This is a genomic window from Bacillus sp. ISL-4 (genome assembly GCF_018613275.1).
In the GTDB taxonomy this organism is placed as follows: Bacteria; Bacillota; Bacilli; order Bacillales; family DSM-1321; genus Peribacillus; species Peribacillus simplex_E.
Map to the genome: position 1 here is coordinate 120,693 of NZ_JAGGQN010000015.1, position 22,511 is coordinate 143,203.

23 protein-coding genes are annotated in these 22,511 nt (G+C 38.9%); 6 read left to right on the forward strand and 17 right to left on the reverse strand.

Annotation, left to right across the window (positions count from 1 at the left end; genetic code table 11):
- Positions 1–656: 656 nt before the first annotated feature.
- Entirely contained in the window at positions 657–1,616 is a 960-nt protein-coding gene (locus J7J00_RS14730) for a hypothetical protein (RefSeq protein ID WP_214791675.1), read from the reverse strand.
- A gap of 952 nt (positions 1,617–2,568) precedes the next feature.
- Here J7J00_RS14730 and J7J00_RS14735 point away from each other — a divergent pair.
- Both J7J00_RS14735 and J7J00_RS14740 read left to right on the forward strand, forming a co-directional pair.
- The gene (locus J7J00_RS14735; RefSeq protein WP_214791677.1) at positions 2,569–2,856 is read left to right on the forward strand and encodes a spore coat protein; all 288 of its coding nucleotides are present in this window, start codon (positions 2,569–2,571) and stop codon (positions 2,854–2,856) included.
- Positions 2,857–3,085: 229 nt separating this feature from the next.
- Positions 3,086–3,415: a spore coat protein gene (locus J7J00_RS14740; protein WP_286201364.1), complete on the forward strand. Its 330-nt coding sequence runs from the start codon at positions 3,086–3,088 to the stop codon at positions 3,413–3,415.
- A 343-nt stretch (positions 3,416–3,758) separates the two neighbouring features.
- Here J7J00_RS14740 and J7J00_RS14745 read toward each other — a convergent pair whose 3' ends face one another.
- The 7 genes from J7J00_RS14745 to J7J00_RS14775 all read right to left on the reverse strand — a co-directional run bounded on the left by J7J00_RS14745 (position 3,759) and on the right by J7J00_RS14775 (position 7,730).
- Positions 3,759–4,268 carry a hypothetical protein gene (locus J7J00_RS14745; RefSeq protein WP_214791679.1) on the reverse strand — a complete coding sequence of 170 codons (510 nt, stop codon included), beginning with the start codon at positions 4,266–4,268 and terminating at the stop codon, positions 3,759–3,761.
- Between the two features lie 6 nt (positions 4,269–4,274).
- A complete protein-coding gene (locus J7J00_RS14750; RefSeq protein WP_098372717.1) occupies positions 4,275–4,688 on the reverse strand; it encodes a hypothetical protein in 414 nt (137 codons plus the stop codon).
- A 761-nt stretch (positions 4,689–5,449) separates the two neighbouring features.
- A complete protein-coding gene (locus J7J00_RS14755; protein ID WP_214791681.1) occupies positions 5,450–6,031 on the reverse strand; it encodes a cupin domain-containing protein in 582 nt (193 codons plus the stop codon).
- Positions 6,032–6,141: 110 nt separating this feature from the next.
- Positions 6,142–6,435: a peptidoglycan-binding domain-containing protein gene (locus J7J00_RS14760; RefSeq protein WP_214791684.1), complete on the reverse strand. Its 294-nt coding sequence runs from the start codon at positions 6,433–6,435 to the stop codon at positions 6,142–6,144.
- A gap of 145 nt (positions 6,436–6,580) precedes the next feature.
- The gene (locus J7J00_RS14765) at positions 6,581–6,964 is read right to left on the reverse strand and encodes a M15 family metallopeptidase (protein WP_214791686.1); all 384 of its coding nucleotides are present in this window, start codon (positions 6,962–6,964) and stop codon (positions 6,581–6,583) included.
- Positions 6,965–7,152: 188 nt separating this feature from the next.
- The gene (locus J7J00_RS28880) at positions 7,153–7,350 is read right to left on the reverse strand and encodes a holin (protein ID WP_396020556.1); all 198 of its coding nucleotides are present in this window, start codon (positions 7,348–7,350) and stop codon (positions 7,153–7,155) included.
- 191 nt (positions 7,351–7,541) lie between these two features.
- Positions 7,542–7,730: a hypothetical protein gene (locus J7J00_RS14775; RefSeq protein WP_214791688.1), complete on the reverse strand. Its 189-nt coding sequence runs from the start codon at positions 7,728–7,730 to the stop codon at positions 7,542–7,544.
- A gap of 302 nt (positions 7,731–8,032) precedes the next feature.
- Here J7J00_RS14775 and J7J00_RS14780 point away from each other — a divergent pair, with 302 nt between their 5' ends.
- Positions 8,033–8,317, forward strand: a complete 285-nt coding sequence (locus J7J00_RS14780; RefSeq protein ID WP_214791729.1) for a CotD family spore coat protein — start codon at positions 8,033–8,035, stop codon at positions 8,315–8,317.
- 441 nt (positions 8,318–8,758) lie between these two features.
- Here the strand turns inward: J7J00_RS14780 and J7J00_RS28110 are convergent, their stop codons facing one another.
- Positions 8,759–8,890, reverse strand: a complete 132-nt coding sequence (locus J7J00_RS28110) for a hypothetical protein (protein WP_286201365.1) — start codon at positions 8,888–8,890, stop codon at positions 8,759–8,761.
- A 253-nt stretch (positions 8,891–9,143) separates the two neighbouring features.
- The gene (locus J7J00_RS14785) at positions 9,144–10,391 is read right to left on the reverse strand and encodes a serine hydrolase domain-containing protein (protein ID WP_214791690.1); all 1,248 of its coding nucleotides are present in this window, start codon (positions 10,389–10,391) and stop codon (positions 9,144–9,146) included.
- Positions 10,392–11,429: 1,038 nt separating this feature from the next.
- On the opposite strand from J7J00_RS14785, the gene J7J00_RS14790 reads away from it, so the two are divergent.
- Positions 11,430–11,894 carry a hypothetical protein gene (locus tag J7J00_RS14790; protein ID WP_214791692.1) on the forward strand — a complete coding sequence of 155 codons (465 nt, stop codon included), beginning with the start codon at positions 11,430–11,432 and terminating at the stop codon, positions 11,892–11,894.
- 826 nt (positions 11,895–12,720) lie between these two features.
- Here the strand turns inward: J7J00_RS14790 and J7J00_RS14795 are convergent.
- Complete coding sequence (locus tag J7J00_RS14795; protein ID WP_214791694.1) at positions 12,721–13,923, reverse strand: MFS transporter; 1,203 nt, start codon at positions 13,921–13,923, stop codon at positions 12,721–12,723.
- A 222-nt stretch (positions 13,924–14,145) separates the two neighbouring features.
- On the opposite strand from J7J00_RS14795, the gene J7J00_RS14800 reads away from it, so the two are divergent.
- Complete coding sequence (locus tag J7J00_RS14800) at positions 14,146–15,054, forward strand: AraC family transcriptional regulator (protein WP_214791696.1); 909 nt, start codon at positions 14,146–14,148, stop codon at positions 15,052–15,054.
- Positions 15,055–15,608: 554 nt separating this feature from the next.
- Here the strand turns inward: J7J00_RS14800 and glnA are convergent.
- From glnA to hflX, 4 genes are all read right to left on the reverse strand, one after another.
- The gene (gene glnA / locus J7J00_RS14805; RefSeq protein WP_053534438.1) at positions 15,609–16,943 is read right to left on the reverse strand and encodes a type I glutamate--ammonia ligase; all 1,335 of its coding nucleotides are present in this window, start codon (positions 16,941–16,943) and stop codon (positions 15,609–15,611) included.
- 38 nt (positions 16,944–16,981) lie between these two features.
- Positions 16,982–17,386 carry a MerR family transcriptional regulator gene (locus tag J7J00_RS14810; protein WP_076368569.1) on the reverse strand — a complete coding sequence of 135 codons (405 nt, stop codon included), beginning with the start codon at positions 17,384–17,386 and terminating at the stop codon, positions 16,982–16,984.
- 194 nt (positions 17,387–17,580) lie between these two features.
- On the reverse strand, positions 17,581–18,849 hold the full coding sequence (locus J7J00_RS14815) for a methionine gamma-lyase family protein (protein ID WP_214791698.1): 1,269 nt from the start codon (positions 18,847–18,849) through the stop codon (positions 17,581–17,583).
- Between the two features lie 12 nt (positions 18,850–18,861).
- A complete protein-coding gene (hflX, locus tag J7J00_RS14820) occupies positions 18,862–20,115 on the reverse strand; it encodes a GTPase HflX (protein WP_214791700.1) in 1,254 nt (417 codons plus the stop codon).
- 168 nt (positions 20,116–20,283) lie between these two features.
- Here hflX and J7J00_RS14825 point away from each other — a divergent pair, with 168 nt between their 5' ends.
- Positions 20,284–20,892: a trimeric intracellular cation channel family protein gene (locus J7J00_RS14825; protein WP_214791702.1), complete on the forward strand. Its 609-nt coding sequence runs from the start codon at positions 20,284–20,286 to the stop codon at positions 20,890–20,892.
- A gap of 37 nt (positions 20,893–20,929) precedes the next feature.
- Here the strand turns inward: J7J00_RS14825 and spoVK are convergent, their stop codons facing one another.
- Both spoVK and hfq read right to left on the reverse strand, forming a co-directional pair.
- On the reverse strand, positions 20,930–21,886 hold the full coding sequence (spoVK, locus tag J7J00_RS14830; RefSeq protein ID WP_214791704.1) for a stage V sporulation protein K: 957 nt from the start codon (positions 21,884–21,886) through the stop codon (positions 20,930–20,932).
- A gap of 388 nt (positions 21,887–22,274) precedes the next feature.
- Positions 22,275–22,508, reverse strand: a complete 234-nt coding sequence (gene hfq / locus J7J00_RS14835) for an RNA chaperone Hfq (protein WP_034313436.1) — start codon at positions 22,506–22,508, stop codon at positions 22,275–22,277.
- Between the last annotated feature and the right edge of the window lie 3 nt (positions 22,509–22,511).

Sequence of the window (22,511 nt, forward strand, 5' to 3'; positions counted from 1 at the left end):
GTTGTAGATTACTACCCAAAAGGTCAACTATGAGAACACTCTATTAAAACACCTGAGGCAACTATTGAATATTCCCAAAGCTATTCATTTTTAAAATATTATCTTAAAGTCTTATTTTATTGTCCATAGTGAAGTCTGTATTATTCATGTAGTTAGACTTATATGGGTGTAAACATCAGAAGTAATGGCATGCCGTGGCCTAATCGTGAACGATTCGCGAACGATAAACGGACACTTATTCATTTTGCATGTGATAAAGTAATAGTATGGAAGTTTTGAAGAAGGCTTCTAAATAAAGCGTGATGGTTTTTAGCTGTTGCGACTTATCCCCAAGAAAAACCCCTGACAAAAACTATCTAAGTTCTTGTCAGGGTTAGTAAATATCTTATCTTGAGGGAGACTTTCCTTTTTTCTTATAGTTCATTAATTTATACCATTAAAAAAGTATAACAATAAGAAAAATAAGAAAAGTACCCAGTAATAAGATTGTCTAGTTTTTTTGTCTTTTTGTTTTTTTTCTATAATTTGATATAAACAATAAACAATCACTGCACTTATAAGAAAACCTTGTAATAATATCATATTAGTTTATCTATCCTTTATTTTAATAGATTATAAGCCTCTTTCATATCTGCCTAGCTGAATTGCTTGCACTCTTATTTTTTATCTTGAATAACAACTCTAAAAGAACCAAAAGTTTCTTGACTCTCATAAATATTAGCATTTACTTCATAAGGAAACGGGAAGGCGATGAGTTGGAAATTATTCTCTCTTTCGACTTCGGGTAGATTAAAATCAAAAAGATGTCTTGTTTCTGGTGGAACAGTGGTATATAAGACTTCTGTGTTATCTATGACCGGAACTTGCTCCCAATCCTTTAAAGCTATGATTGCATATCTGATCTGAGCATTCGTCTCATTTCCGGCAGAGAGCTTAAGCTTCTTGCCTTCTTTTTCAGTCATAATTGATTGCAACTTTTCCTGACTATTTGTGATAGATATATTTTCATTTAATCCATCCTTCACAATAGCATCAGGTTTTACTTCCTTTACTTTTTTAACATCTTTCCCGCTGTCAGCTTTGTTGATGGAATACCGCATACTTAAAACTTGTTCTAAAATTCCCGCCTTAATTAGATCGAGCTCCTTCAATATATACTCTGGCTTTTGCACGATTACAAAAGTCAATTCACTGGAGTCGGAACGAATAGGAACAGCAACATTGAAGTTTATGGAGCTGTTAGGTTTCATATCAAAGAAATATTTATTTACTTCCTGCTCCTTATTTTTAACTTTAAATTTTACTTGTTTATAATCTTCAAAAACAAGTAAAGCATACTTTCTGTCCTCATCAATGTCGTTGTCTACTGAGGCAACAACTGACACTTCATTGTCTGTACTATTAAGTGTACTTCCTTCATCGATAACTTTACCTTTTAAATTTTCCAATCCATATCCAACCGAACCATAATTAGCCACATTCGTTACTTCACGTTCTTGTTCAATAACAACCATATCAGAAGTGCTTAATTCTTTAGGTGGAGATGAAGAATAAAACCAGTAAAAAACTCCAAGCAATAAGAACACTGATAACGCAGCTATGTAGTATTTTTTCATAAACCAATCTTCTCCTAATTGAAAGAGATATGCAATGAGCATATCCCTTCATTATTTTTCTATTACCAATATGCCTTTGTTTGACCAGTAACTCCTTTAACTTTATTCTTTGCTAGAATGGAACTACCTGTCCCGTCACCTAAAATTGCTAAACCTAAAGCTATTACCATTGATGATCTTTTCAACTAAAATACCTTCAATGGTTTTTATTAACAAAAACTAATTATATATTAAACACGCAAAAAACATTCCTTTTCATTTTAAAAAAAGGAATATTTTAGTTATTTTATTAGTTTTTTAGTCTGTTTATCGTATAAAAATATATAAGATAACTAATTAAAATAACTAAAGTTGCTATCGCTCCCCAAAAGACTGACGGTAATAAAAAAGGGGTTTTTATGATTGTAAATTGAATAATAAGAAAATCATTATATTACGATACACACAAATTCCTCCTCTATCCACAAGTTCCTCTTTTTACCAATAAATTAAATCGTGCGATTTCCAAATATTACATTAAAACTCTTCATCACTATGATTTACTTTTTGGGGTGGAAGCGTTAATGTAACCGGATTTATTCACAACAAAGGTGATATGGATGCGACAGATATTCAGGTTGCAGCAGAAGATAATAAATTTTCAGGTGCATTAATACGCAGCTCTTATGACCCACTACTGTTCAATCTGGCAATAAGAGTAGTATTGACCTAGGAGTTCCATCATTCCCGAGTAATATGATTAAGGAAATAGATCACGCAGAAATTAATGCAATTAGTTATTAATTGTGAGGAAAAACAATGAAATAAACATCAAGGTTTACTTACATTCAAAAGGAACGAGATTTTTACAGAGTAGAAGTTTCCCAGTACATATTCCTAGGTATGAACCTAAACATCCTCCTTTTCTTTGCATACTCTAAATCAATAAAGAGTAGAGGAGGAATCGCTAAAAATGCATGATATATACACAGATGAAAATATAAATTTAAACGATTTAAGAAGACGTATTGGTTTTGGTGGTGGAGGTCACTTTGGAGGTTTTGGAAGGCCATTCGGTTTTGGAAGGCCTTTTGGATTTGGGAGACCTTTTGGGTTTGGATTTCCTTTTTTAGGTGGTCTTGCTGCTGGAGCTTTGCTTGCAGGACCTTTTTATGGCGGCTATGATGGATATGGATATGATGGATATGGATATCCAGGTTATGCACCATATCCAGACCCATATTTATACTACACTTATTGAGAAAAAAAGTAAGCGACTAAGAACAAGAGCGAATATGGATTTGTAAAGATAATCTACCTTAAAAGCCCTTCTCACATGGAGAGGGGTTATTGTAAATGTGTTAAATGTGGTTCGTAACAGGAAATATAAAACATAAAAAATGTTGATATTCCTAGGTAATAACCTAAACTTCTTCCTTATCTTTGCATACTCTAAATCAAATTAAAAAATAGAGGAGGGGTTACTTGAAATGTGTGAATTAAATGCAGGTATAAATATAGTTGATTTAATGAGGATTACTGTAGGTGGTATTGGTCCCATCGGAGGGGTTGGACACATTGGTGGTGTTGGTGGTGTTGGTGGTGTTGGACATGTTGGTCCCGTTGGTGGTGTTGGACACATTGGTAGTGTTGGTCCCATTGGAGGTTATGGTGGTATTGGTATTAGCTATGGATTTCCTTTCGCAGGGGGGCTTGCTGGTGGAGCATTTCTTTCAGAGCCCTTTTATGGTGGATACGGTGAATATGGATACCCCGGATATGCTCCATATCCAGATTTTTATTCATACTACACTTATTGAGAAAAAAAGTTAGTGACTAAGGGCAAAACGAATGTAAATTGTAAAGATATTCTTTTTTAAAAGCCGGGATTTATGTTTGCATAAACATTAGCAACGCGCCAATTCTTACTAGTTAATTGTGAAATATACATCATAAAACATTTATATAATTATGGATAAGTTTATTATATGCTTGAAAGGATACTACCACTGCAATAAATGAACCAATAAGAAATAAAACTGAGCCTCCTAGTGTAAACAACCTTCCTATTAAGGTGTTTTTTGCTTCTCCAATCTAGGAAATATCGTTATTCATATATTATTGCCTCCGACCTATTGAATTTAATATTAATAACTGCAAAATTCACTGTTGATGAAAATGGGGATAAATAAAGTTTTGTAAGAAGATCACTTCTCTTTTTAGAGATTCGGTAATCAAAAATAAAGATTTCATATCCTGATGTAATGAATTTATTTGTTTTTCCATTTTTTTAATTTTTCTACTTTGTTCCTTTGCTTCTTGTTCTGCTTTTTTCTCTAATAAAGCTGTTTGTTCAATTGCGAGTGCAGTAGCTCCTGTAGATACCATGTCTCCAATAGTCACCAATAAGCCCCCAATCATTGCTAATATAAAGCCTGCATTAGACTCTGATTCTGAATTGGTGGTATTTGGATTCTTAGTAGCTCCTTCTCCTTCTCCTACTCCCTCTTCAACTTCTTCAACCTCTGCAACTTCTTGGCCCTCTACAGCAATCCCGATAACAGTGATAATATTCCCTATGTTTACAATCATTTCACCAAAAAAATCAATCTTATCCGCAGTATTAGTAGGTAAGGAATACAATATATTATTTTCATCAGGTCCTTGGTTCAAAACATTTCACCTTCTTGTTTGTGAATTTAGCTTTTCAATCAAACCCAGTGTAGTTTCAGTTAATTCCTGTTGAATCACTTTTAATATAGAAATTTCATTCATAATATCAGCTTCTTTTATTTCTGCGGGTGTTACACTTTTAATTCTTAGTATTAAACTGTTTAGACAAATTAATATATCTTTAAATGCTTTGATCAATAATCCATGTTCCGTTTCTAAAATATACGGAGGAGAAATTGTCTCAAGAGACTGTATACTGCTTTGACTAACACTTATTGCATTTTTTATATCCAAACAGTATTGTTGATAATTAGAAATAGTTCCATTTGAATAAATAGGATAAATCATATTAGAAATATATACTAAGTTCCCTCCAACCAAATGGAGAGTTTGACCGTATTGCTTGAAATTTTTTCTCATACGAATACCTCCTGGATTTACCGAAAAACTTTGGGCTGTTTGCTTAGATAATGTATGTAAAAGGAAATAAAAAGGTTCATTTGAGAAGATTATAATCAAAAAATAAAAGGTCTGATTTTTTTACTAATAGTGATGAAATAAGGCTTTTTGACGTGATATTAAAACACTTAGCGGTCTTTGATACAGCCGGTATACTGGCATTATAAAGGACAGAAAAATAGGTGATTCAATTGAACTAAAAAAAGATATAGAAAATATATATGACGTTTACGCAGTAGAAGTATTATTTAAAGGCATGAAATTAGGGTATGTTCCTTAGTATTATTCAAAAGGATTTTGTAAAATGATTGATAGCAATGCACCTTATAATGCTACAATTTCAAGGTTAGATATTGAAAACCCCTCCCCTGATGAATGGTCACAAATTAGGATTAAAGTAAATAAGGTTCAATAAGAAAAGCCCCTCTCACTAAGAGAAGGACTTTTTATGATGGAGGTACCATGTGTAGTCTGCACCATAATTATACTTTTTCCATTCATTTTCTAATTAACATAAACTCTCTCACTTTTGAGGAGAAGGGGACAGTGATGATTGCTAAAAGGATTATTAAAAGTGTATTTACTTCAATTACTTTTTTTATAAAAAAATTGAGCCCCACTCGATTCGAAAAGGGCCTTTATTAATCCTAAACGATTACACTAATGATATCACTGAAGAATATACTCAAAGTTAAGGAGAAGGGTATTTTTTTAGGATTAATCTATTGCCATATCCGATGCCCTTCTTCCGAAGCCAAGGCATCTGCTTTGGTAACATGAACAGTGCCAAATGGATGGTTAGGAGGTGCATATATTGAATAAAGTTTTAGAGGAATATTACCTGTATTGGTTACATTATGCCATGTGCCAGCAGGTATCATTATTGCATAATCATCATTAACGTTTCTTACAAAGTTTAAGTTATCCTGTCGATTCCCCATTTGAACAACCCCTTGACCTTGTTCAATACGTAAAAATTGGTCAACGTTAGGGTGAATTTCTAAACCAATATCTTCACCAGCCTTAAGACTCATCAGTGTAACTTGCAATTGTTTTCCTGTCCATATAGCAGTACGATAGGTAGTGTTTTGTTTCGAAGCTTCATTGATATTTACTACAAATGGTTTTGATCCATAATCTTTTGCCTCAGTATAATTTCTTCCGTTTGATGATTGTAAAAAACCCAATTGGTTAGCATTATTAACACTCCAATAATCAGGATTTCTTACATAGTTATACATAGGTACATTAACATAAAAAGGATTTTGATATTCATAGGGATAGATATAAGGAACATAATACATTTTTCTCAATCCTTCAGTTTTTATAATTATCTTATGCACTTGTTGAGTAAATGTACTTTAAACAGAGCTATAAATAAAAAGCCCTACTCAAAGCGAATAAAGGCTTTTTTTTATGCAGCAAACAATTTAGTGAAAGTTGCTTTACCTGCCTTCTTATCTGCAGTTATCTTTTTAGCTTTCTGGAATTTAGATAATGCTGATTCAGTACCTTTTCCGAAGATAGAATCAAATGAGCCAGGGTTAAATCCTTCCAAATAAAGTGCAGACTGTAGGATCCATGTAAGATTCCCTTTTGCACCTTTTTGGACAGTGACAATGGCAGCCTTAGTTTTAGCTCCCCATTTACCATCCACAACAAGACCAGCTTTATAACGGCTGTTTAACGTTTTTTGAACATATCCCATTTGTTCTTGGAAGGTTCTTTACTAACCTCAGAAACTACCTCAGTCTTAGGTGGGACTGTAACAACAGTTTCACCATCGGTCTTAAATTTCAAAGTAAGGCTTGGTCTTTTACCGACTTGCATCAGTGAATAAGATAATCCACCCGTCATTCCCAAGTGTGGATAATCTTTAAAGCCTGTCCAATCTCCACCCCATTTAAATCAAAATTCTTTACCATTGGTAAGCTACACGTTTCCCGTTTGCATTTAGTTTTAATAGCCCTCAAGACAGTTTTACCGTCATCACTTACTAGGAAATAGTCAATTGCTACACCAAAATTATGGAAAGATAGCCCTGGCAAAGCGTTTGTCACCTTTGGCTTGAATAGATTGCTATAATTTTTACCTTTGTAGCTATAAATACGACCTTGGCCAAATAAAGCCCCCTGTTCTTCCATGGAGCGATAACCAGAGCTAATATGTGCGTAAATACCTTCTTTATAGGCATGCTTAATCATTTCTAAGGTTGATGCTTTCACCACTGAATTCATACAGAACCCATATTCTTAATTGAACCATCTAATAAAGTTCGCAATGCTACAGTCATTTTTCATCGTCTCCTTTTAATTGACATTAATAAGAAAAAGCCACCCAATGGGCAGCTTATTTTTAAAGTTCCTTCTCTTTTGGTAACTAACTCATAAAATCCGGTCCCACTAAGGCCAGCAAATGCACCGGCTCATAATCTTAAAGTTAAATCCATATCAGTGAATGGAGACGCCAATGAACCTACTCCCACACCAATCACCAAACTTAAAATTGGTAATTTGTTGTTTGGTAAAGTAACGGTCAGTTTAACAACCTGGACTATTGCTGATACAACTGGAGCCAAAAGAGTAGCAAATAATAATACTAGTTGCATGCCTTCGTTTTCCATAATTTTATCCCCCAAAAGAACTTATGACTTTCGGTATATATTCAATAGCCGCTAGCAATAATCCCGGAGCAGAAAGTAAAGCCACTAGTATCTTTTTTTGCTATGATAACTTGGCTACTTTGACGTCCTTTTCTGCTGCTATTTTCGTTAATTGCACTTGCCCTTTTACTTCCTCTTGCTTCTGGTTAATATTAAGTAAATGTTGCAGCAATGTCTGATTTTGAGAAACCAGGATATCTTTTTGAGAACTTGACGCTTAAAACAGTTTTTTCAATCTGATCCTGACCTTGTTTAATAACTGATATTTCCTTAATGACCTCGCTGTAGTTAGTTTCTAAATTCGTTATACGTTGTTTAGGATTATCTAATCGTTGTGGCATGTCCATTTCCTAAAATGTTCATGTCCCTCCTTAACATAAAAATTCTCTTTATCTCTCTGTTTGCCTATTCTTGTCTTAAAAGGCTTTTTCATTAGTACAAACCTACCCTTTTTTCATAAACTACAAGTGTAATGAAATCTTAATGAAGGGATGTATTATAAATGTTTTTTCGTAATAGTGGAGGAAATAACCCCCACGTAATGGGAGCATCCAACAATGTAATGGGAGCATTCGGGAACGCACCTGGAGTAATGGGCGCATCAACTGGTAAACACTCCAACGTTATGGGAGCCTTTAGTCCAATGCCTACGTTTCCAGTACAACATTGCCCAACGCAAACACTTCCTACTCAAGTTGCTCCAGCGCAAGTCTCTCCAACACAGCAATATGTTAATACGAATGTATCGAACACAGTAATTCCTGTTGTTCATCCATCACATACTACAACTGTCAATAAACATGTAAACACGTATAAGCATTACTTTCCTCACACTCAATCCGTGGTGAACGAATGTTATACACAACACCTAATTTGTGGAAATCCACCGCACAATCCATGCTGCCCTCCCAGGTATTTTGGATATTAATTAGTACTTTTAAGGGCTTATTTGCCCTTATCTACATAGTAGGTTGTTCTATTGTTCTTTTTTTTTGCGGAAATAGTTCATTTCTTAAAGTTTCACGATATTTCACCAGGACAAGTTCGATATCCAGAATAACGAACTTTACTGCAGTAAGATAAAAATTATAATAAGAATCATCCATAGATTTTCCCCTCCAATACAAGTTTGATAAAGATTGAAAAGGATACTATGAATAACTTTGAAAACTATACTAAAGACATTTTAAAATGAATTGTGGGGTAAAAAGGGGTGAATCCCCTCTAGCTAATATCTATTATTTTAAACCCCACCAAATAAAAAAAACCTGACACCAAAGGTGCAAAGGGTTTAAAGATTAATAAATTGACATATATTGTTCACGTTCCCATGGGTGAACTTGTGTTCTAAACATACTTCTTTGCATAATCAGGCATCATCAAGCGCTTCATAAACAACAGAAAAAGGGATGAACACAGGAGTGAGATATTTTTCTGTCACAATTTCACCCTCTTTTACTTCTTTCACCAATTCAATCATATTGCGTTTTAAGTTAGCCATTTCAAACATCTCCATTTCTAATAGGCTTTGTTATAGATTAATGTTGATTTTTGAACAAATAAAAGAGAGACCACCTAAAAGTGGTCTTCTTAAGTACATCCTATGGAACTAACGCACCCTATTGTTAAGAACAATATCTCACAATCTTGCTAAACAAAGTACCAAAGGCAACTTTTACTTCCAATCGGCAGCCAGGGGGCTGACCGTTGGGTGTCGTGGGTTGAGGGCGGGCGTACCAGCCGCGGGCTCGATGTCAGTCTTCGATTGCCTGGTAGACCATGGTCCAAAAGTCGTGGATAAGCCGCGCTGAATCCGGGGTGGACATCCCGACCTGGGTGAGCAGGATTCCGGTGAGCTGTTTGTCCGGGTCCGCGTACGTCGTGGTGCCGGTTCCACCGTCCCAGCCAAACTGGCCGATGGACGCGTAGTCACCACGGTAGGTGCGCACCGCCATCCCTAATCCCCAGCCGCCGTGCTGCCCTTGGCCGAATGACACATGGACGTTGTTGCTGGCCATGGCGTTTCGTGCGGATTGTTGCTCGGGCGTGAGGCGGTTGGTGGTCATCAGCTGGACGGCGGGCCGGGACAGGATCCGTTCGGTCCCTTGCATCCCGTGATTTAGCAGCATCCGGAAGTAGGCTTGGTAGTCGTCGACGGTGGAGGAAAGTCCGCCTCCGCCGCTCTGGAACGCTGGAGGCTGGCTGTGGCGTCCCCCCTCCTTGGCCTCGTCCCACACGATGAACTCTCCGGTCTGCGGGTCGGGGGCGTAGAGGGGCGGCAGCCGGGCGATCTTGTCGGCGGGCACGTGGAAACCGGTGTCCTTCATGCCCAGGGGGTCGAAGATGCGTTCGCGCAGGAACGTCTCAAACGACTGGCCCGTGACCCTGGCGACGAGCACGCCGAGTAGATCGTTGCTGATGTGGTACTGCCAGCGCTCTCCGGGCTGGTGCATCAGCGGGAGTGTGCCCAGGCGACGCATCCACTCATCCGGCTCGGGCATCGGCTCTGGTAGATCGGGCGTGAGCCCCTGCTCGAAGATCGCGCCCATGATCGGAGTGCCCAGCGACGTCATATCCATGCCGAGCCCGAACGTGGAGGTCAGCAGGTCCCGTACTGTGATCGGCCGCCGCGCCGGTACGGTATCGTCCAGCGGGCCGTCGATCCGCTTCAGCACCCGCCGGTCGGCGAGTTCGGGCAGCCACTGCTCTACTGGGTCATCCAACCGCAGCCTGCACTCATCGAGCAAGACCATCGCCGCAGCCATCGTGACCGGCTTGGACGTCGAAGCAATCCGGAAGATCGTGTCCCGGCGCATCGCCGCGCCACCGTCATGGCACATCGTCCCTATCGCTTCGACATGCGTCTCACCGTACCGGCTGACCAGGGCGACGAGTCCAGGGATTTTTCCGGACTCGACATGCCGTATCAGCACCTCACGCAGTCTACGCAGTCCTGCTTCGGAGAAGCCACTGTTGCTTTGTCCCGTTGTAATCTTTTTCATTTGGTTTCCCTCTCTTTACTTTTTTATCAGCCCTATTGTTCTACAAAATCTCTATTTGTTATCAATGCTTGAAAGCGTGTTCGATGCATCAAAGAGACTGAATATTGGTATTCAAAAGGTCACTCTCCTCCTTTCTAGGTGATCAGAATCTAGATATGTCCACCACTTAGCATAGAGCCATATGTTCATCGGACGTTAATTCTCAGTTTTATCAAATTCAAAGTCACCATTATTCCGTAAGTAATCTTCTTTTAATAACAGTTGTCTTGCCCCGCTCATTGGAGCAGAGCAAAAATACTGCCCTTATCCAGTTAAGTTCCCACCATCACATTCCCTAATTATGTATATTCTAGATGTGAATATAAATTCCTTATTCAACTATCCTGCCCCGTTAGTTCTTAAAGGAAATCAACAACTCCTTTAACTGGGTTAATAATTATCTTCTCTTCTTTATCAATAGTTATATATTTTATCTGATCAGGTCCAACAACATTCTCTGCATAAACTCTTGTAAGCTATTATCTTTTTCACATAAATATACTTTGCCACTATCCATAGCCACTTTTAATTTCAAATTCCACACCTCCTATGTCATATACTTTGAAAGGATGCTATCTATCAATTTGTTATTTTTTTTATAATCAACATCAAATGTGTTTGGGTATCCTCCACATTTATAACGAGGACAATATGCAGATACATTAATTGGTGTTCTATCTTCATTCCTAGTATTAGCACTAACTGCAACTTTGTTTTTTGGAAAAATGTGTTTAAAAAAGGCACCTCGAAAGAAGGTATTAAAAAACGCCTACCCAACGGGGTAGACGCTTAGGATATATATTCAACAAAAGACGGAATGCGGAGCAAACCATTCTTAGTATAATTTCTGAAATTTCACTCTACATTTAATTTTTAATAGGGAGAGTGCTCATTCATTTTTTGAAAATGTTCATATAATAGGAATACAGGGATACTTGTCCAAAAGAATGCGACCTTGAAAAGTAACTTAAAGTATAGCAAAAAAGGAGTGATATTTTTATGTCTTATCACGATGAATGTTGTAAGAAGAAAAAACGCTGCGATAATGATCATCATGATGATTGTTGTAAGAAGAAAAAACGCTGTAATAATGACCATCACGATGATTGTTGTATAAAGAAAAAACGCTGCGATAATGACCATCATGATGATTGTTGTATGAAGAAAAAACGCTGCGATAATGACCATCATGATGATAGTAACTGTAAATTAGAAAATATTCAATTCCAACTTCAACAACAGCAACAAAAACAAGAGCAACTTCAAGCTCAACTTCAAGCCCAGGCTCAATTCCAAGCTCAACTTCAAGCTCAACTTCAGGTTCAACTTCAGGCTCAACTTCAGGCTCAACTTCAGGCTCAACTTCAGGCTCAACTTCAGGCCCAGACTCAAAATGATACCGATACTATTTCAAACGTAGGTAATCCAGTTGTGAATGTAAATGTATCCTATGATACTTTCTAGTTATATTAGTTAGTGTCATAGTGAAATTAAATGCCGGAGATACCGTAGAAGTTTTTGCTTCAAGTACAACTCCGGGTGTCCTTTTGCCAAGGAAAGCAACTCGCTTTGAAGGAGCTAGATCCCCGTCTCCTACAGCATAAATAAAAAAGGCTTAAATATGAGAAATGTTACAGACTAACCGGGAAAAGTTGGTTAGCAGTAAGTGCGGTAGAGGTACCTAATTCACCTCCATCTACCATTCTGTTTTTTTTGCATCAAGAATTTGGGTTTATGCCAATTAAAGAACATTAATAAAAAAATCTTGTTCAACCAACAGGTGCGTTAGTTCATTAAAAGATAAAAGGAGTACATATTATACATGGTTAGTATGTGCTCTCCTTTATTTATTAAGGTTTTTTATAATTTATGTCTTGATAATTTTATTTCCGTTATAAACCCTTCGTCTTCGAAGGGTTTCTCTGTTTTGTGCAAAAGCATTGGAGAAATAAACAAAGTTACCACCTCAAGATAATTGTAACACTCATAATACAATATTTTAAAACAAGGCTTTATTAAACATTATTGTTGTTTTGAACAAATAAAAGATACCAATAATTGTGGTCTTCCTTTATGCCCTATGGAGCTAACGCTCCCAATAGTTCTATAAGACTTATTGAAGAGTTGCCACAAACTGTGCGACAGTTAAATAAAGAAGTAGTTTAGAGGAAGTAGGGTGATTAATAAAGCTTAGGATTTTTACTTGAACATAATAAAAGGCAGTGAGGGGTTTCCCCGGGCGAAACCCAAGCCTATACAAAAAAAGAAGCCGCATAGCAGCTTCTCCTCATCATATAGCTTTCCTGTCGTTCGGAAGCAGCCACGACAGCACGCCAAGCAGCGGCAAAAAGCTGCATACGGTCATAATAAAGCCTAAGCTGTACATATCCGCAAGCTTTCCGAACGCAACTGCTCCCAGCGCACCCATGCCGAAAGCCAGACCAACAATTAGGCCAGACACCATGCCGACTTTGCCCGGCAGCACCTCTTGTGCGTACACAACCGTTACGCTGAAGCTGCTGGTAATGACGAAACCGATGGCAATGAACAAAGGCACGACCCAAGCGAGCGAAACATACGGCAAAAGCAGCGCTAACGGCGCAGAGCCGATCATGGAAAAGAGAATGATGTTTTTCTTTCCGAATCTGTCGGCGAGCGGGCCGCCAAGGAACGTGCCGATCGCACCTGCAATCATGAACGCAAATACATAATATTGTGCTTGCTTAATCGTTAACCCATAATGCTCGATTAAGTAAAACTGATAGAAATTGCTGATACCTGCACTGTACCAAGAGCGGGCAAACATAAGGAAAATCAGTAGAATAATGACAAACTTAACCTCCGCACTTATCTTTTCCACGCCTTGTGTCGCTTTCTTCTTCACACGAGTTTTTCCTGTTTCGAGTTCTTTTCTGTACCAAGTTGAGACAAACAGCAATAGAACAATTCCTATTGCCGCAAGACCCGTAAAGGAAACAGCGCCTTTTTGGCCGAACGGCACGAATACGAGCACCGTAAATATCGGCGCAAGCGCAGTTCCTGTATTTCCTCCGACTTGATAAATAGATTGCGCCAGACCGCGCTTCGCTCCTGCAGCCATATGCGCGACGCGTGCCCCCTCAGGATGAAACACAGCGGAACCGAGACCGATGAACAACACAGATAGCAAGATAAAATAAAAGTTTGGCGCAAATGCCAGACCAATCATACCGAGCATGCTCGAAAACATCCCGAATGGCAATAAGTACGGAGCAGGCTTCTTATCGGTATAAAAACCGAACACCGGCTGCATAATGGATGAAGTCATATTCAATGCAAACGCAATCCAGCCGACCTGCATATACGAAAGATTCATCGACTTTTCCAAAATCGGAAATACAGCCGGCACCACAGCCTGCATGGAATCATTCAGCAAATGCCCCAAGCTGATGGCAAATAAAATCCGGTACATCGTGGGCGAGGAAAGCGCTTGTTGTTTCTTTTCTGCCTCCATAGGTCACTCCTTTCTGCGTACGTACGCTTTTTCTTTAACAAGCTGATAATGAGTAAATTCAGTTCAAAATATTTCCTTCTTATAAAAACACTCCATCCAATTCGTTGATAAAAACCGCCCTCTCAACTATAATCATATCGTATAAACGACAATGAAAATATTTATATATCGCCGTATATTATCATAATATCGCCAAAACATACTACTTAAAGGGGTGAGTAAATGAAACCGGATAAAGACGTTATTATTAACTCTATCAATTTAAATGCGGAAACTGATTTTCCCTATCTTATGGTAGATGTTATGAACGAAAGAAGTTACCCGAGAAATCCCGGCTTTCAGGTGATACACTGGTACGAGGATTTGCAGTTCATCTATGTTTTGGAAGGGAATATTGAAGTCAAAACCTTAGATACGGCTGTCAAGCTAAAGGTTGGAGAAGGTATTTTTATCAACAAAAATGTTGTGCATCTGGTATCTAAAGTCGGGACATGCCATTATAACAGTTTTATATTTCCTGACTATTTTCTTAAATTTTATCAGGGTAGCCCCGCAGAAAATATAGTGACCTCAATCTCGGGGAAATCACAACTGCCTGTTTACCATTTAACACCGGGAAAGGATTGGCATAATACTGCGTTAGATTGTCTGAAACAGCTTGTCATATTAGGAAAAAATAAAACAGATTTCTATGCGTATGAAGTCCTTATCATTTTAAGCAAACTTTGGCTTTGTATGGCACAGAATATTAGTTTGCCTCCTGTGTGCAACGGTAGCGTCGTCAATGAGCGGATGCAGACATTTTTATGGTACATACAAAATCATTATGCTGAAGTCATTTCTCTGGAACAACTTGCAAAGAGCGCAAATGTAAGCAAATCCGAATGTTTGCGCTGTTTCAAAACCAGTATGCAGACTACGCCATACCGCTATCTTATGGAATTTCGATTGTCAAAAGCCGTGGATCTGCTGCAAAATACAGCAGAGCCGATTGGAAATATTGCGAATATGGTCGGTTTTCATCAGATGAGTCATTTTGGAAAATGCTTTAAAGAAAAAATAGGATGCTCACCGAGGGAATATAGGGGTACCGCCAGCGAAACGGAAAAAAAACACGCTAAGGATTTTTGAATCATTTTAGCCCCAGCTTAAATTGTGTTGTATGTGAAAGTAGATCATTTCGGTAAAATGTGTTGCATTAGCAGCCATTTTCATTGATGTTTTTAGATTCTAATACAACACAAATGATGTTGTGTTGTATTGAAATACTCTTAGCAGGGTGAAAATCATAGCATTTTCTGTCGAAATTTACTTAACGTGGTTTTTTCCAAAATGCTGACGATACTCCAAATTGTAGAAAATAAAAAAATAAGGGCAACATCAGGGGATATGAAATTAAAGCTTCACTATGAATTGAATTACTGATACGTTCTTCTCTCTTCCCTTATTTCGTGGAAACCGTTGGTTAAGAGTTGTTTTATTAAATCCATTTACTACAACGGAGGATATTCTGCAAATTTTTCATGAGATTGACCAATATTATGGCATGAAAAAGTAGCATCCATAAAATTCTTTTTTCTTAAATGTTGTATGTTTTTTGGTCAATATATTAATTTGTTAGTTAAAAAGTATTTTGACCAAAAATAAAAAACCCCTGACACCAGAGGTGCCAAGGGTTTGAGATATTAATACATTGACATATATTGTTCGCGTTCCCATGGGTGAACTTGTGTACGGAACATATCCCACTCGATTTCTTTTGCTTCGATGAAGTGTTCAAGTAAATGTTCACCTAATGCTTCTTTGATGACTTCATCGGATTTTAATGTTTCCAATGCAGCATATAAAGTAGCTGGTAGATCAACGATACCTACTTCTTCACGCTCTTCTTTATTCATTACATAGATATTGCGGTCAACTGGAGCTGGAGGAGTCAAGTCGTTCTTGATACCGTCAAGACCAGCTTTTAGCAGAACTGCAAGTGCCAAGTATGGGTTTGCTGCTGGATCGACACTACGTACCTCTACGCGAGTACTTACTCCGCGTGAAGCTGGGATACGGATTAGTGGGCTACGGTTTTTAGCGGACCATGCAACATAACAAGGAGCTTCGTAACCAGGAACTAGACGTTTGTATGAGTTAACAGTTGGGTTTGTTACCGCAGTGAAGCTTGGAGCATGCTTAATGATACCTGCGATAAATTGCTCAGCTGTTTTACTTAATTCCAATTTACCTTCTTTATCATAAAATGCGTTTTCGTTGCCTTTGAATAGAGAAACGTTACAGTGCATACCAGATCCGTTAACACCGAACAATGGTTTTGGCATGAATGTTGCGTGTAAACCATGTTTACGGGCAATCGTTTTAACAACCAATTTGAATGTTTGGATGTTATCACAAGCTGAAATTGCATCTGCATATTTAAAGTCAATTTCATGTTGTCCTGGAGCTACTTCATGGTGGGATGCTTCGATTTCAAATCCCATTTCTTCAAGCTCAAGAACGATATCACGACGGCAGTTTTCTCCTAGGTCAGTAGGTGCAAGGTCAAAGTATCCGCCTTTATCGTTCAATTCTAGAGTCGGCTCGCCTGCTGCATCCAGTTTGAATAGGAAGAATTCAGGTTCAGGTCCAAGATTGAAATCTGTGAAGCCCATTTCTCTTGCTTCTGCAAGTACACGTTTTAGGTTTGCACGTGGATCTCCATCAAAAGGCGTTCCATCCGTATTGTAAATATCACAGATTAAACGTGCGACTTTACCTTTTTCGGAAGTCCAAGGGAAGATAACCCATGTATTTAAATCAGGATATAGGTACATATCAGACTCTTCGATACGTACGAATCCTTCAATGGAAGATCCGTCAAACATCATTTTATTATCAAGTGCTTTTTCTAATTGACTGACTGGGATTTCAACGTTTTTAATTGTCCCTAAAATGTCAGTAAATTGTAAACGAATGTACTTAACATTTTCTTCTTTCGCTAAACGAGTGATGTCTTCACGTGTGAACTTTGCCAATTTCTATTCCCCCTAATAATCATTCATTAATCATATTTTTATTGGAAAAAACGGGACATATCCCCTTGTCGAAGAGATGTTCGATGCTTGCTTCCTTGTAAAAGCTCGGCACGCAGAAGCTTGCGAAGCTCCTCGTCACTAAGGTCCTGTCTTATCTTTTCCGCTTGTTCTAATTCTTGAGTTTTAGGTAAATTCTGTTCCTTTACAGTGAAAATCTTTTTGATGCCGGCAAGATTGACTCCTTGTTCGATTAAGTCTTTAATCTCAAGCAGTCGATCGATATCGTTTAATGAAAAAACCCGACGATTTCCATCTGTTCTCATAGGAGTAATAAGTTGATGCTCTTCGTAATACCGAATTTGGCGTGCAGACAACTCAGTTAGCTGCATGACGATTCCGATGGAAAAAAGAGGCATCGAACGCCGAATGTTGTTGCCGCTCATTCTTAGCATCCTCCTTTTGTTTATCTAAAATTATCTTATATCATGTTATTAAACTTGTCAATATCATGTTACATTTTATGACGTGTTTTTTTCAGAAAAATTAAATGATTTGTTACTACTCAAATATTATGACTATTGCTTTTACAGGAATCCAATTGTATTTGGATTCCTCTTCATACCTAACTTAATTTCATTTACAATTGAATCAGCTTTTTGTCAATTAGCGCATTCACAGCAGTCAATACAGCTACTTTAACATGGGCGTATGTCAATCCGCCTTGAACGTAAGCAACATACGGAGCCCTTGTCGGACCATCTGCCGTAAGTTCAATGCTAGCCCCCTGTATAAAGGTGCCCGCGGCCATGATTACATCGTCTTCATATCCTGGCATATAGGCAGGATATGGCGTCACATGTGAATTGATTGGTGATGCATATTGAATGGCCTGACAGAAGGCAACCATCTTATCCCGGTCATTAAATTGGACAGATTGAATCAAGTCAGTTCGCTTCGCATCCCATTTAGGAGATGTGTTCATACCGAGTTTTTCTAAAAAGGCAGCTGTGAACATGGCTCCTTTAACAGCTTGGCCCACGACATGTGGAGCAAGGAAGAATCCTTGGTACATTTCCTGCAGACTATAAAGCGACGCACCTGCTTCAGCCCCTATTCCTGGTGATGTTAACCGATAGGAGCAAGCTTCAACCAAGTCCTTTTTACCGACAATGTATCCTCCGGTCTTCACAATCCCGCCACCGGGGTTTTTAATGAGTGAACCTGCCATTAAATCCGCTCCGACATGACATGGTTCTTGTGTCTCAACAAACTCTCCATAACAGTTGTCAACGAACACGACGATTTCAGGGTTAATGCCTTTTACAAAAGAAATCATTTCCCTTATTTCATCAATCGTAAAGGAAGGACGTGTAGCATACCCTTTTGACCGTTGTATACCAATCATCTTCGTATTTGGTTGAATGGCTTGTTTGACGGCTTCGAAATCAACGGTTCCAGTTTCCTCTAACGGAACGGCCTTATAGCTGATCTGAAAATCACGCAAAGATCCGATACCCGAACCCCGGATGCCTACAATTTCTTCTAATGTGTCATACGGCTTTCCAGTTATGTATAACAATTCATCCCCTGGGCGCAATATGCCGAAAAGAGCGGTGGAGATGGCGTGTGTGCCTGAAATAATTTGAGGGCGCACCAATCCAGCTTCCGCTCCAAATACATCTGCATATATCAATTCCAGCGTATCGCGGCCAATATCGTCGTATCCATACCCTGTAGTTGGAATAAAATGGGAATCACTCACTCTATGTGCTTGATAACTTTGTAATACGCGGAATTGATTTTCTTCAATTCGTTCGTCCACTTGCTTATGTAACGGAGAAATCATTGCTTCCACTTCCTGGGCAATGCTTTTCAACACTTCTCCATTAGTTAACTGCTGATACATCAAAATTCCCCTTTATAATGAATATTTCTCCAGCTGCCCGGTTATTGGATGATCAGCTAGACAAAAACCTTTGCATTCATACCTTTCCGATTCTTCATTAAAGGAGAGGGTGCGCAATATGGTTTCATTTTTCAGCTGTGATAATAATTTACCCTCACTCGACGGCAGGAAAACATGATACGGGACCATTTCTTCAATCACGTACTTTTCAATTTCTTCCATGATTTGATCCAGGTCCGATTGTTCATAGGCACTGATCATCAATGAAGCACGACTTGCTGACCTGACAAAATCAGTGTGAATCTTATCTTTCTTATTATACAACGTTAGCTGTGGAATGGAAGGGACATCTAAGTCATTTAGCAAATCCTGCACCGTTTTCTGATGATTAAAGTAATCTGTACTTGAGGAATCGACCACATGGAGCAACAGATCCGCTTCTTTCACTTCTTCCAGGGTAGAACGGAATGCGGCAATTAAAGATGTCGGCAAATCTTGTATGAATCCAACCGTATCCGTCAACAGCACGGTAAATCCGCTAGGAAGAATCGCCTTTCGTGTCATGGGATCCAATGTAGCGAACAATTGGTTCTCTTCGTATGAATCCGCCTCTGTCAATCGGTTGAACAGCGTTGATTTACCTGCATTCGTGTATCCCACAAGTGCTATTTGAAAGGTCTTATTACGTTTCCTTCTATCACGATAGCGTTCACGATGCTTCACTATCCCACTTAATTGTTGCTTGATTTCATCTATTTTCCCACGGATGTGGCGTCGGTCGCTTTCCAGCTTCGTCTCCCCTGGTCCCCTGGTGCCGATTCCGCCTCCTAGCCTGGACATCGCCGTCCCCTGTCCGACCAAACGTGGCAATAAATATTGGAGCTGAGCAAGTTCAACTTGCAGCTTCCCTTCTCTGGATCTCGCCCGCTGAGCAAAAATATCCAATATTAGCTGTGTCCGGTCAATGATCCTTGCATCCAATTGTTTCGAAAGGTTCCGAATCTGGCTCGGGGATAGTTCATCATTAAAGATAAATAAATCCGGCTCCAGCTCCTCTTCCAGATTCCGAAGTTCCTCCACTTTTCCTTTTCCTATATATGTAGCCGGATCGACACTTTCCCTTTTCTGGGAGATGGTCATTAAAACCTCACCATTCGCCGTCTTCGCCAAAGAAGCCAGTTCATCGAGTGAATATTCGAAACGTTCATTAGCCTCAGTTGTTTGACACCCAATCAACACGGCCGTTTCCTTTTTTGCTTCTTCCAAATCACATGCACCACCTTCTGGTAGATTTCAGTTAATCATAACAAAAAAATTGATTATATAAAAATTTCCTCAAAACGAAGCTTTTAACCGTTTTAAAAATTCCAATAACATGCTAAAATCATATTTGGCTTTACCATCAAAATCGAAAAGACATAGAGGGAAATTCATATGACATGGGAAGTATTAAGCTTCATAGGTACGATTGCATTCGCTATTAGCGGAACCATCATCGCCATGGAAGAAGAGTATGATATTTTAGGAGTTTATATTTTAGGAATCATAACCGCCTTTGGCGGAGGGGCAATCCGTAACCTGTTGATCGGTGTCCCTGTTTCAGCGTTATGGGATCAAAGTTTCTATTTTGTCATTGCTTTAGTATCCATCACCATCGTTTTTGTTTTTCCTACAAACCTTTCTAAGCACTGGGACAGATGGGGAAACCTCAGTGATGCCATTGGCCTTTCAGCCTTTGCCATCCAAGGGGCGATGTATGCTGTGGAACTTAATCATCCAATAAGCGCCATCATTGTATCAGCTGCATTAACCGGATGCGGCGGCGGGATACTCCGTGACGTGCTAGCCGGAAGAAAGCCATTGGTCTTCAGAAAAGAAATCTACGTAGTATGGGCCATCATCGCAGGCTTGGCTTTAGGCAGTGGTGTATTATCCCAGTCATGGCAGCTTTATTCGCTCTTTGCCGTCATCACGATATTGCGAGTCCTCTCTTACACCAATAATTGGCATCTTCCTAATAAGAAATGGGTGCCTAAAACATAAATTTGAAAAGCCCGCCATCTTGGCGGGCTTTTCCATGTCATTCTTTCTCATCATCCTCGAAAATCAAATCTTGGCTGGTAAGCGTCAGTAAATCGGATTTTTCAAATGAATCTTCCAGTAAAAGCCGCATTGCCTGCGCCCTAATAGACTTTTCAAGTACATTGCGGATATAACGTCCGTTGGAAAATGAAATAGGTCCCCGGAATGAACGCAATATGATTAAATGTTCTTTTAATTTCCTTTCGGCATCCCGATTCATTAGATACTCCTTTTCCTGCAGCATCAGATCGGCTATTTCCATTAACTGTTCAATCGTATAATCCGGAAAATCAATAACAAGCGGGAACCTGGAATGAAGGCCAGGATTAAGGCTGAGGAAATAATCCATTTCCCTCGAATATCCAGCAAGGATCAAAATGAATTCGTGCTGCCGATCCTCCATATGCTTGACAAGGGTATCTATGGCTTCTTTTCCAAAATCTTTTTCGCCGCCTCTTCCCAAGGAATAGGCTTCATCAATAAACAGAATCCCGCCAATGGCCTTTTTAATTAAATCCCTTGTTTTTTGGGCAGTATGACCAATGTATTCCCCGACCAAATCTGCCCTCTCCGCCTCAATTAAATGCCCTTTCGAAAGTACATTCATTTTTTGAAACAACTTACCGATTAAACGTGCAACCGTTGTTTTCCCTGTTCCGGGATTTCCTTTAAACATCATATGCAGTGCTTGCCTGCCAGTTTTCAGCCCCTTTGCCTCACGTTGTTTATTGATGTAAATCCAGGCATATATCTCTTTTATCATCCGTTTCATTTCTTCCATTCCGACCAGCGATCTCAGTTCATCTTCAATCTCTTTCAATGCCACATGCTGGTGGGGGATTTCCTGCACCAAAATTTCTTTTATCGGCAGATCCTTTTGTAGCGCTTTTCTGTTTTCCGCATTAAACACAATATTGATTTGCCCGTTATTTTTCATACGGATAGGTTGTTCCAATGCATTCACCTCTCCATCTTGGACCCTAACTCTAACACCACAATTTTCGATTTATGATGGTCATAGGCATATGCTGCATAGCCAAAACTAACCCATCGGAAAATTCGTTTAATTCTTTTCGAGATTAAGCCCCATCCCTACCTGGTAAGCGACTTATTCTGACAGGATTTTTTCCTTGGAGGATTTGTTTCGACAAACTCCATTCCCGTTCACCAATTTATTAGGGGTAATGTCATTTCCTGCGGTTTCCCGGAAAATAATCCGTTCCTTAATATATATTCAAATCAGGTACGTAAAATTATCGATTCTTTGAAAAAGAACAGAGAAGTGCATGCAAAAAAAACAGGTCGCTATAAGCTAAACCTGTTTTTCACATTCATATATATGATTATTCCTTCACTTCGTAATCAATCTGAACATTACGTTGTGGAGCAAATGTAGAGATCGCATGTTTATAGACTAATTGTTGTTTACCCTCTGATTCAAATAAAACGGTAAAATTATCGAACCCTTTCACTTGTCCTCTAATCTGGAAACCGTTTAATAAAAATACCGTCACATACGTACCATCTTTACGTAATTGATTAAGAAACTGATCTTGAATATTTACTGATTGTTTCATGTA

Excerpts from the sequence above, each read along its gene's own strand:
- J7J00_RS14750 (WP_098372717.1), bottom strand. The coding sequence starts at position 4,688 with ATGAGAAAAAATTTCAAGCAATACGGTCAAACTCTCCATTTGGTTGGA.
- J7J00_RS14780 (WP_214791729.1), top strand. The coding sequence starts at position 8,033 with ATGCCTACGTTTCCAGTACAACATTGCCCAACGCAAACACTTCCTACT.
- J7J00_RS14810 (WP_076368569.1), bottom strand. The coding sequence starts at position 17,386 with ATGAGCGGCAACAACATTCGGCGTTCGATGCCTCTTTTTTCCATCGGA.
- J7J00_RS14765 (WP_214791686.1), bottom strand. The coding sequence starts at position 6,964 with ATGAATTCAGTGGTGAAAGCATCAACCTTAGAAATGATTAAGCATGCC.
- J7J00_RS14800 (WP_214791696.1), top strand. The coding sequence starts at position 14,146 with ATGAAACCGGATAAAGACGTTATTATTAACTCTATCAATTTAAATGCG.
- J7J00_RS28880 (WP_396020556.1), bottom strand. The coding sequence starts at position 7,350 with ATGGAAAACGAAGGCATGCAACTAGTATTATTATTTGCTACTCTTTTG.
- J7J00_RS14795 (WP_214791694.1), bottom strand. The coding sequence starts at position 13,923 with ATGGAGGCAGAAAAGAAACAACAAGCGCTTTCCTCGCCCACGATGTAC.
- J7J00_RS14740 (WP_286201364.1), top strand. The coding sequence starts at position 3,086 with ATGTGTGAATTAAATGCAGGTATAAATATAGTTGATTTAATGAGGATT.
- J7J00_RS14735 (WP_214791677.1), top strand. The coding sequence starts at position 2,569 with ATGCATGATATATACACAGATGAAAATATAAATTTAAACGATTTAAGA.
- J7J00_RS14825 (WP_214791702.1), top strand. The coding sequence starts at position 20,284 with ATGACATGGGAAGTATTAAGCTTCATAGGTACGATTGCATTCGCTATT.
- J7J00_RS14760 (WP_214791684.1), bottom strand. The coding sequence starts at position 6,435 with ATGGGATATGTTCAAAAAACGTTAAACAGCCGTTATAAAGCTGGTCTT.
- J7J00_RS14790 (WP_214791692.1), top strand. The coding sequence starts at position 11,430 with ATGTCTTATCACGATGAATGTTGTAAGAAGAAAAAACGCTGCGATAAT.
- J7J00_RS14755 (WP_214791681.1), bottom strand. The coding sequence starts at position 6,031 with ATGTATTATGTTCCTTATATCTATCCCTATGAATATCAAAATCCTTTT.
- hfq (WP_034313436.1), bottom strand. The coding sequence starts at position 22,508 with ATGAAACAATCAGTAAATATTCAAGATCAGTTTCTTAATCAATTACGT.
- J7J00_RS14775 (WP_214791688.1), bottom strand. The coding sequence starts at position 7,730 with ATGCCACAACGATTAGATAATCCTAAACAACGTATAACGAATTTAGAA.
- J7J00_RS14730 (WP_214791675.1), bottom strand. The coding sequence starts at position 1,616 with ATGAAAAAATACTACATAGCTGCGTTATCAGTGTTCTTATTGCTTGGA.
- J7J00_RS14785 (WP_214791690.1), bottom strand. The coding sequence starts at position 10,391 with ATGAAAAAGATTACAACGGGACAAAGCAACAGTGGCTTCTCCGAAGCA.
- J7J00_RS14815 (WP_214791698.1), bottom strand. The coding sequence starts at position 18,849 with ATGTATCAGCAGTTAACTAATGGAGAAGTGTTGAAAAGCATTGCCCAG.
- J7J00_RS28110 (WP_286201365.1), bottom strand. The coding sequence starts at position 8,890 with ATGGCTAACTTAAAACGCAATATGATTGAATTGGTGAAAGAAGTAAAA.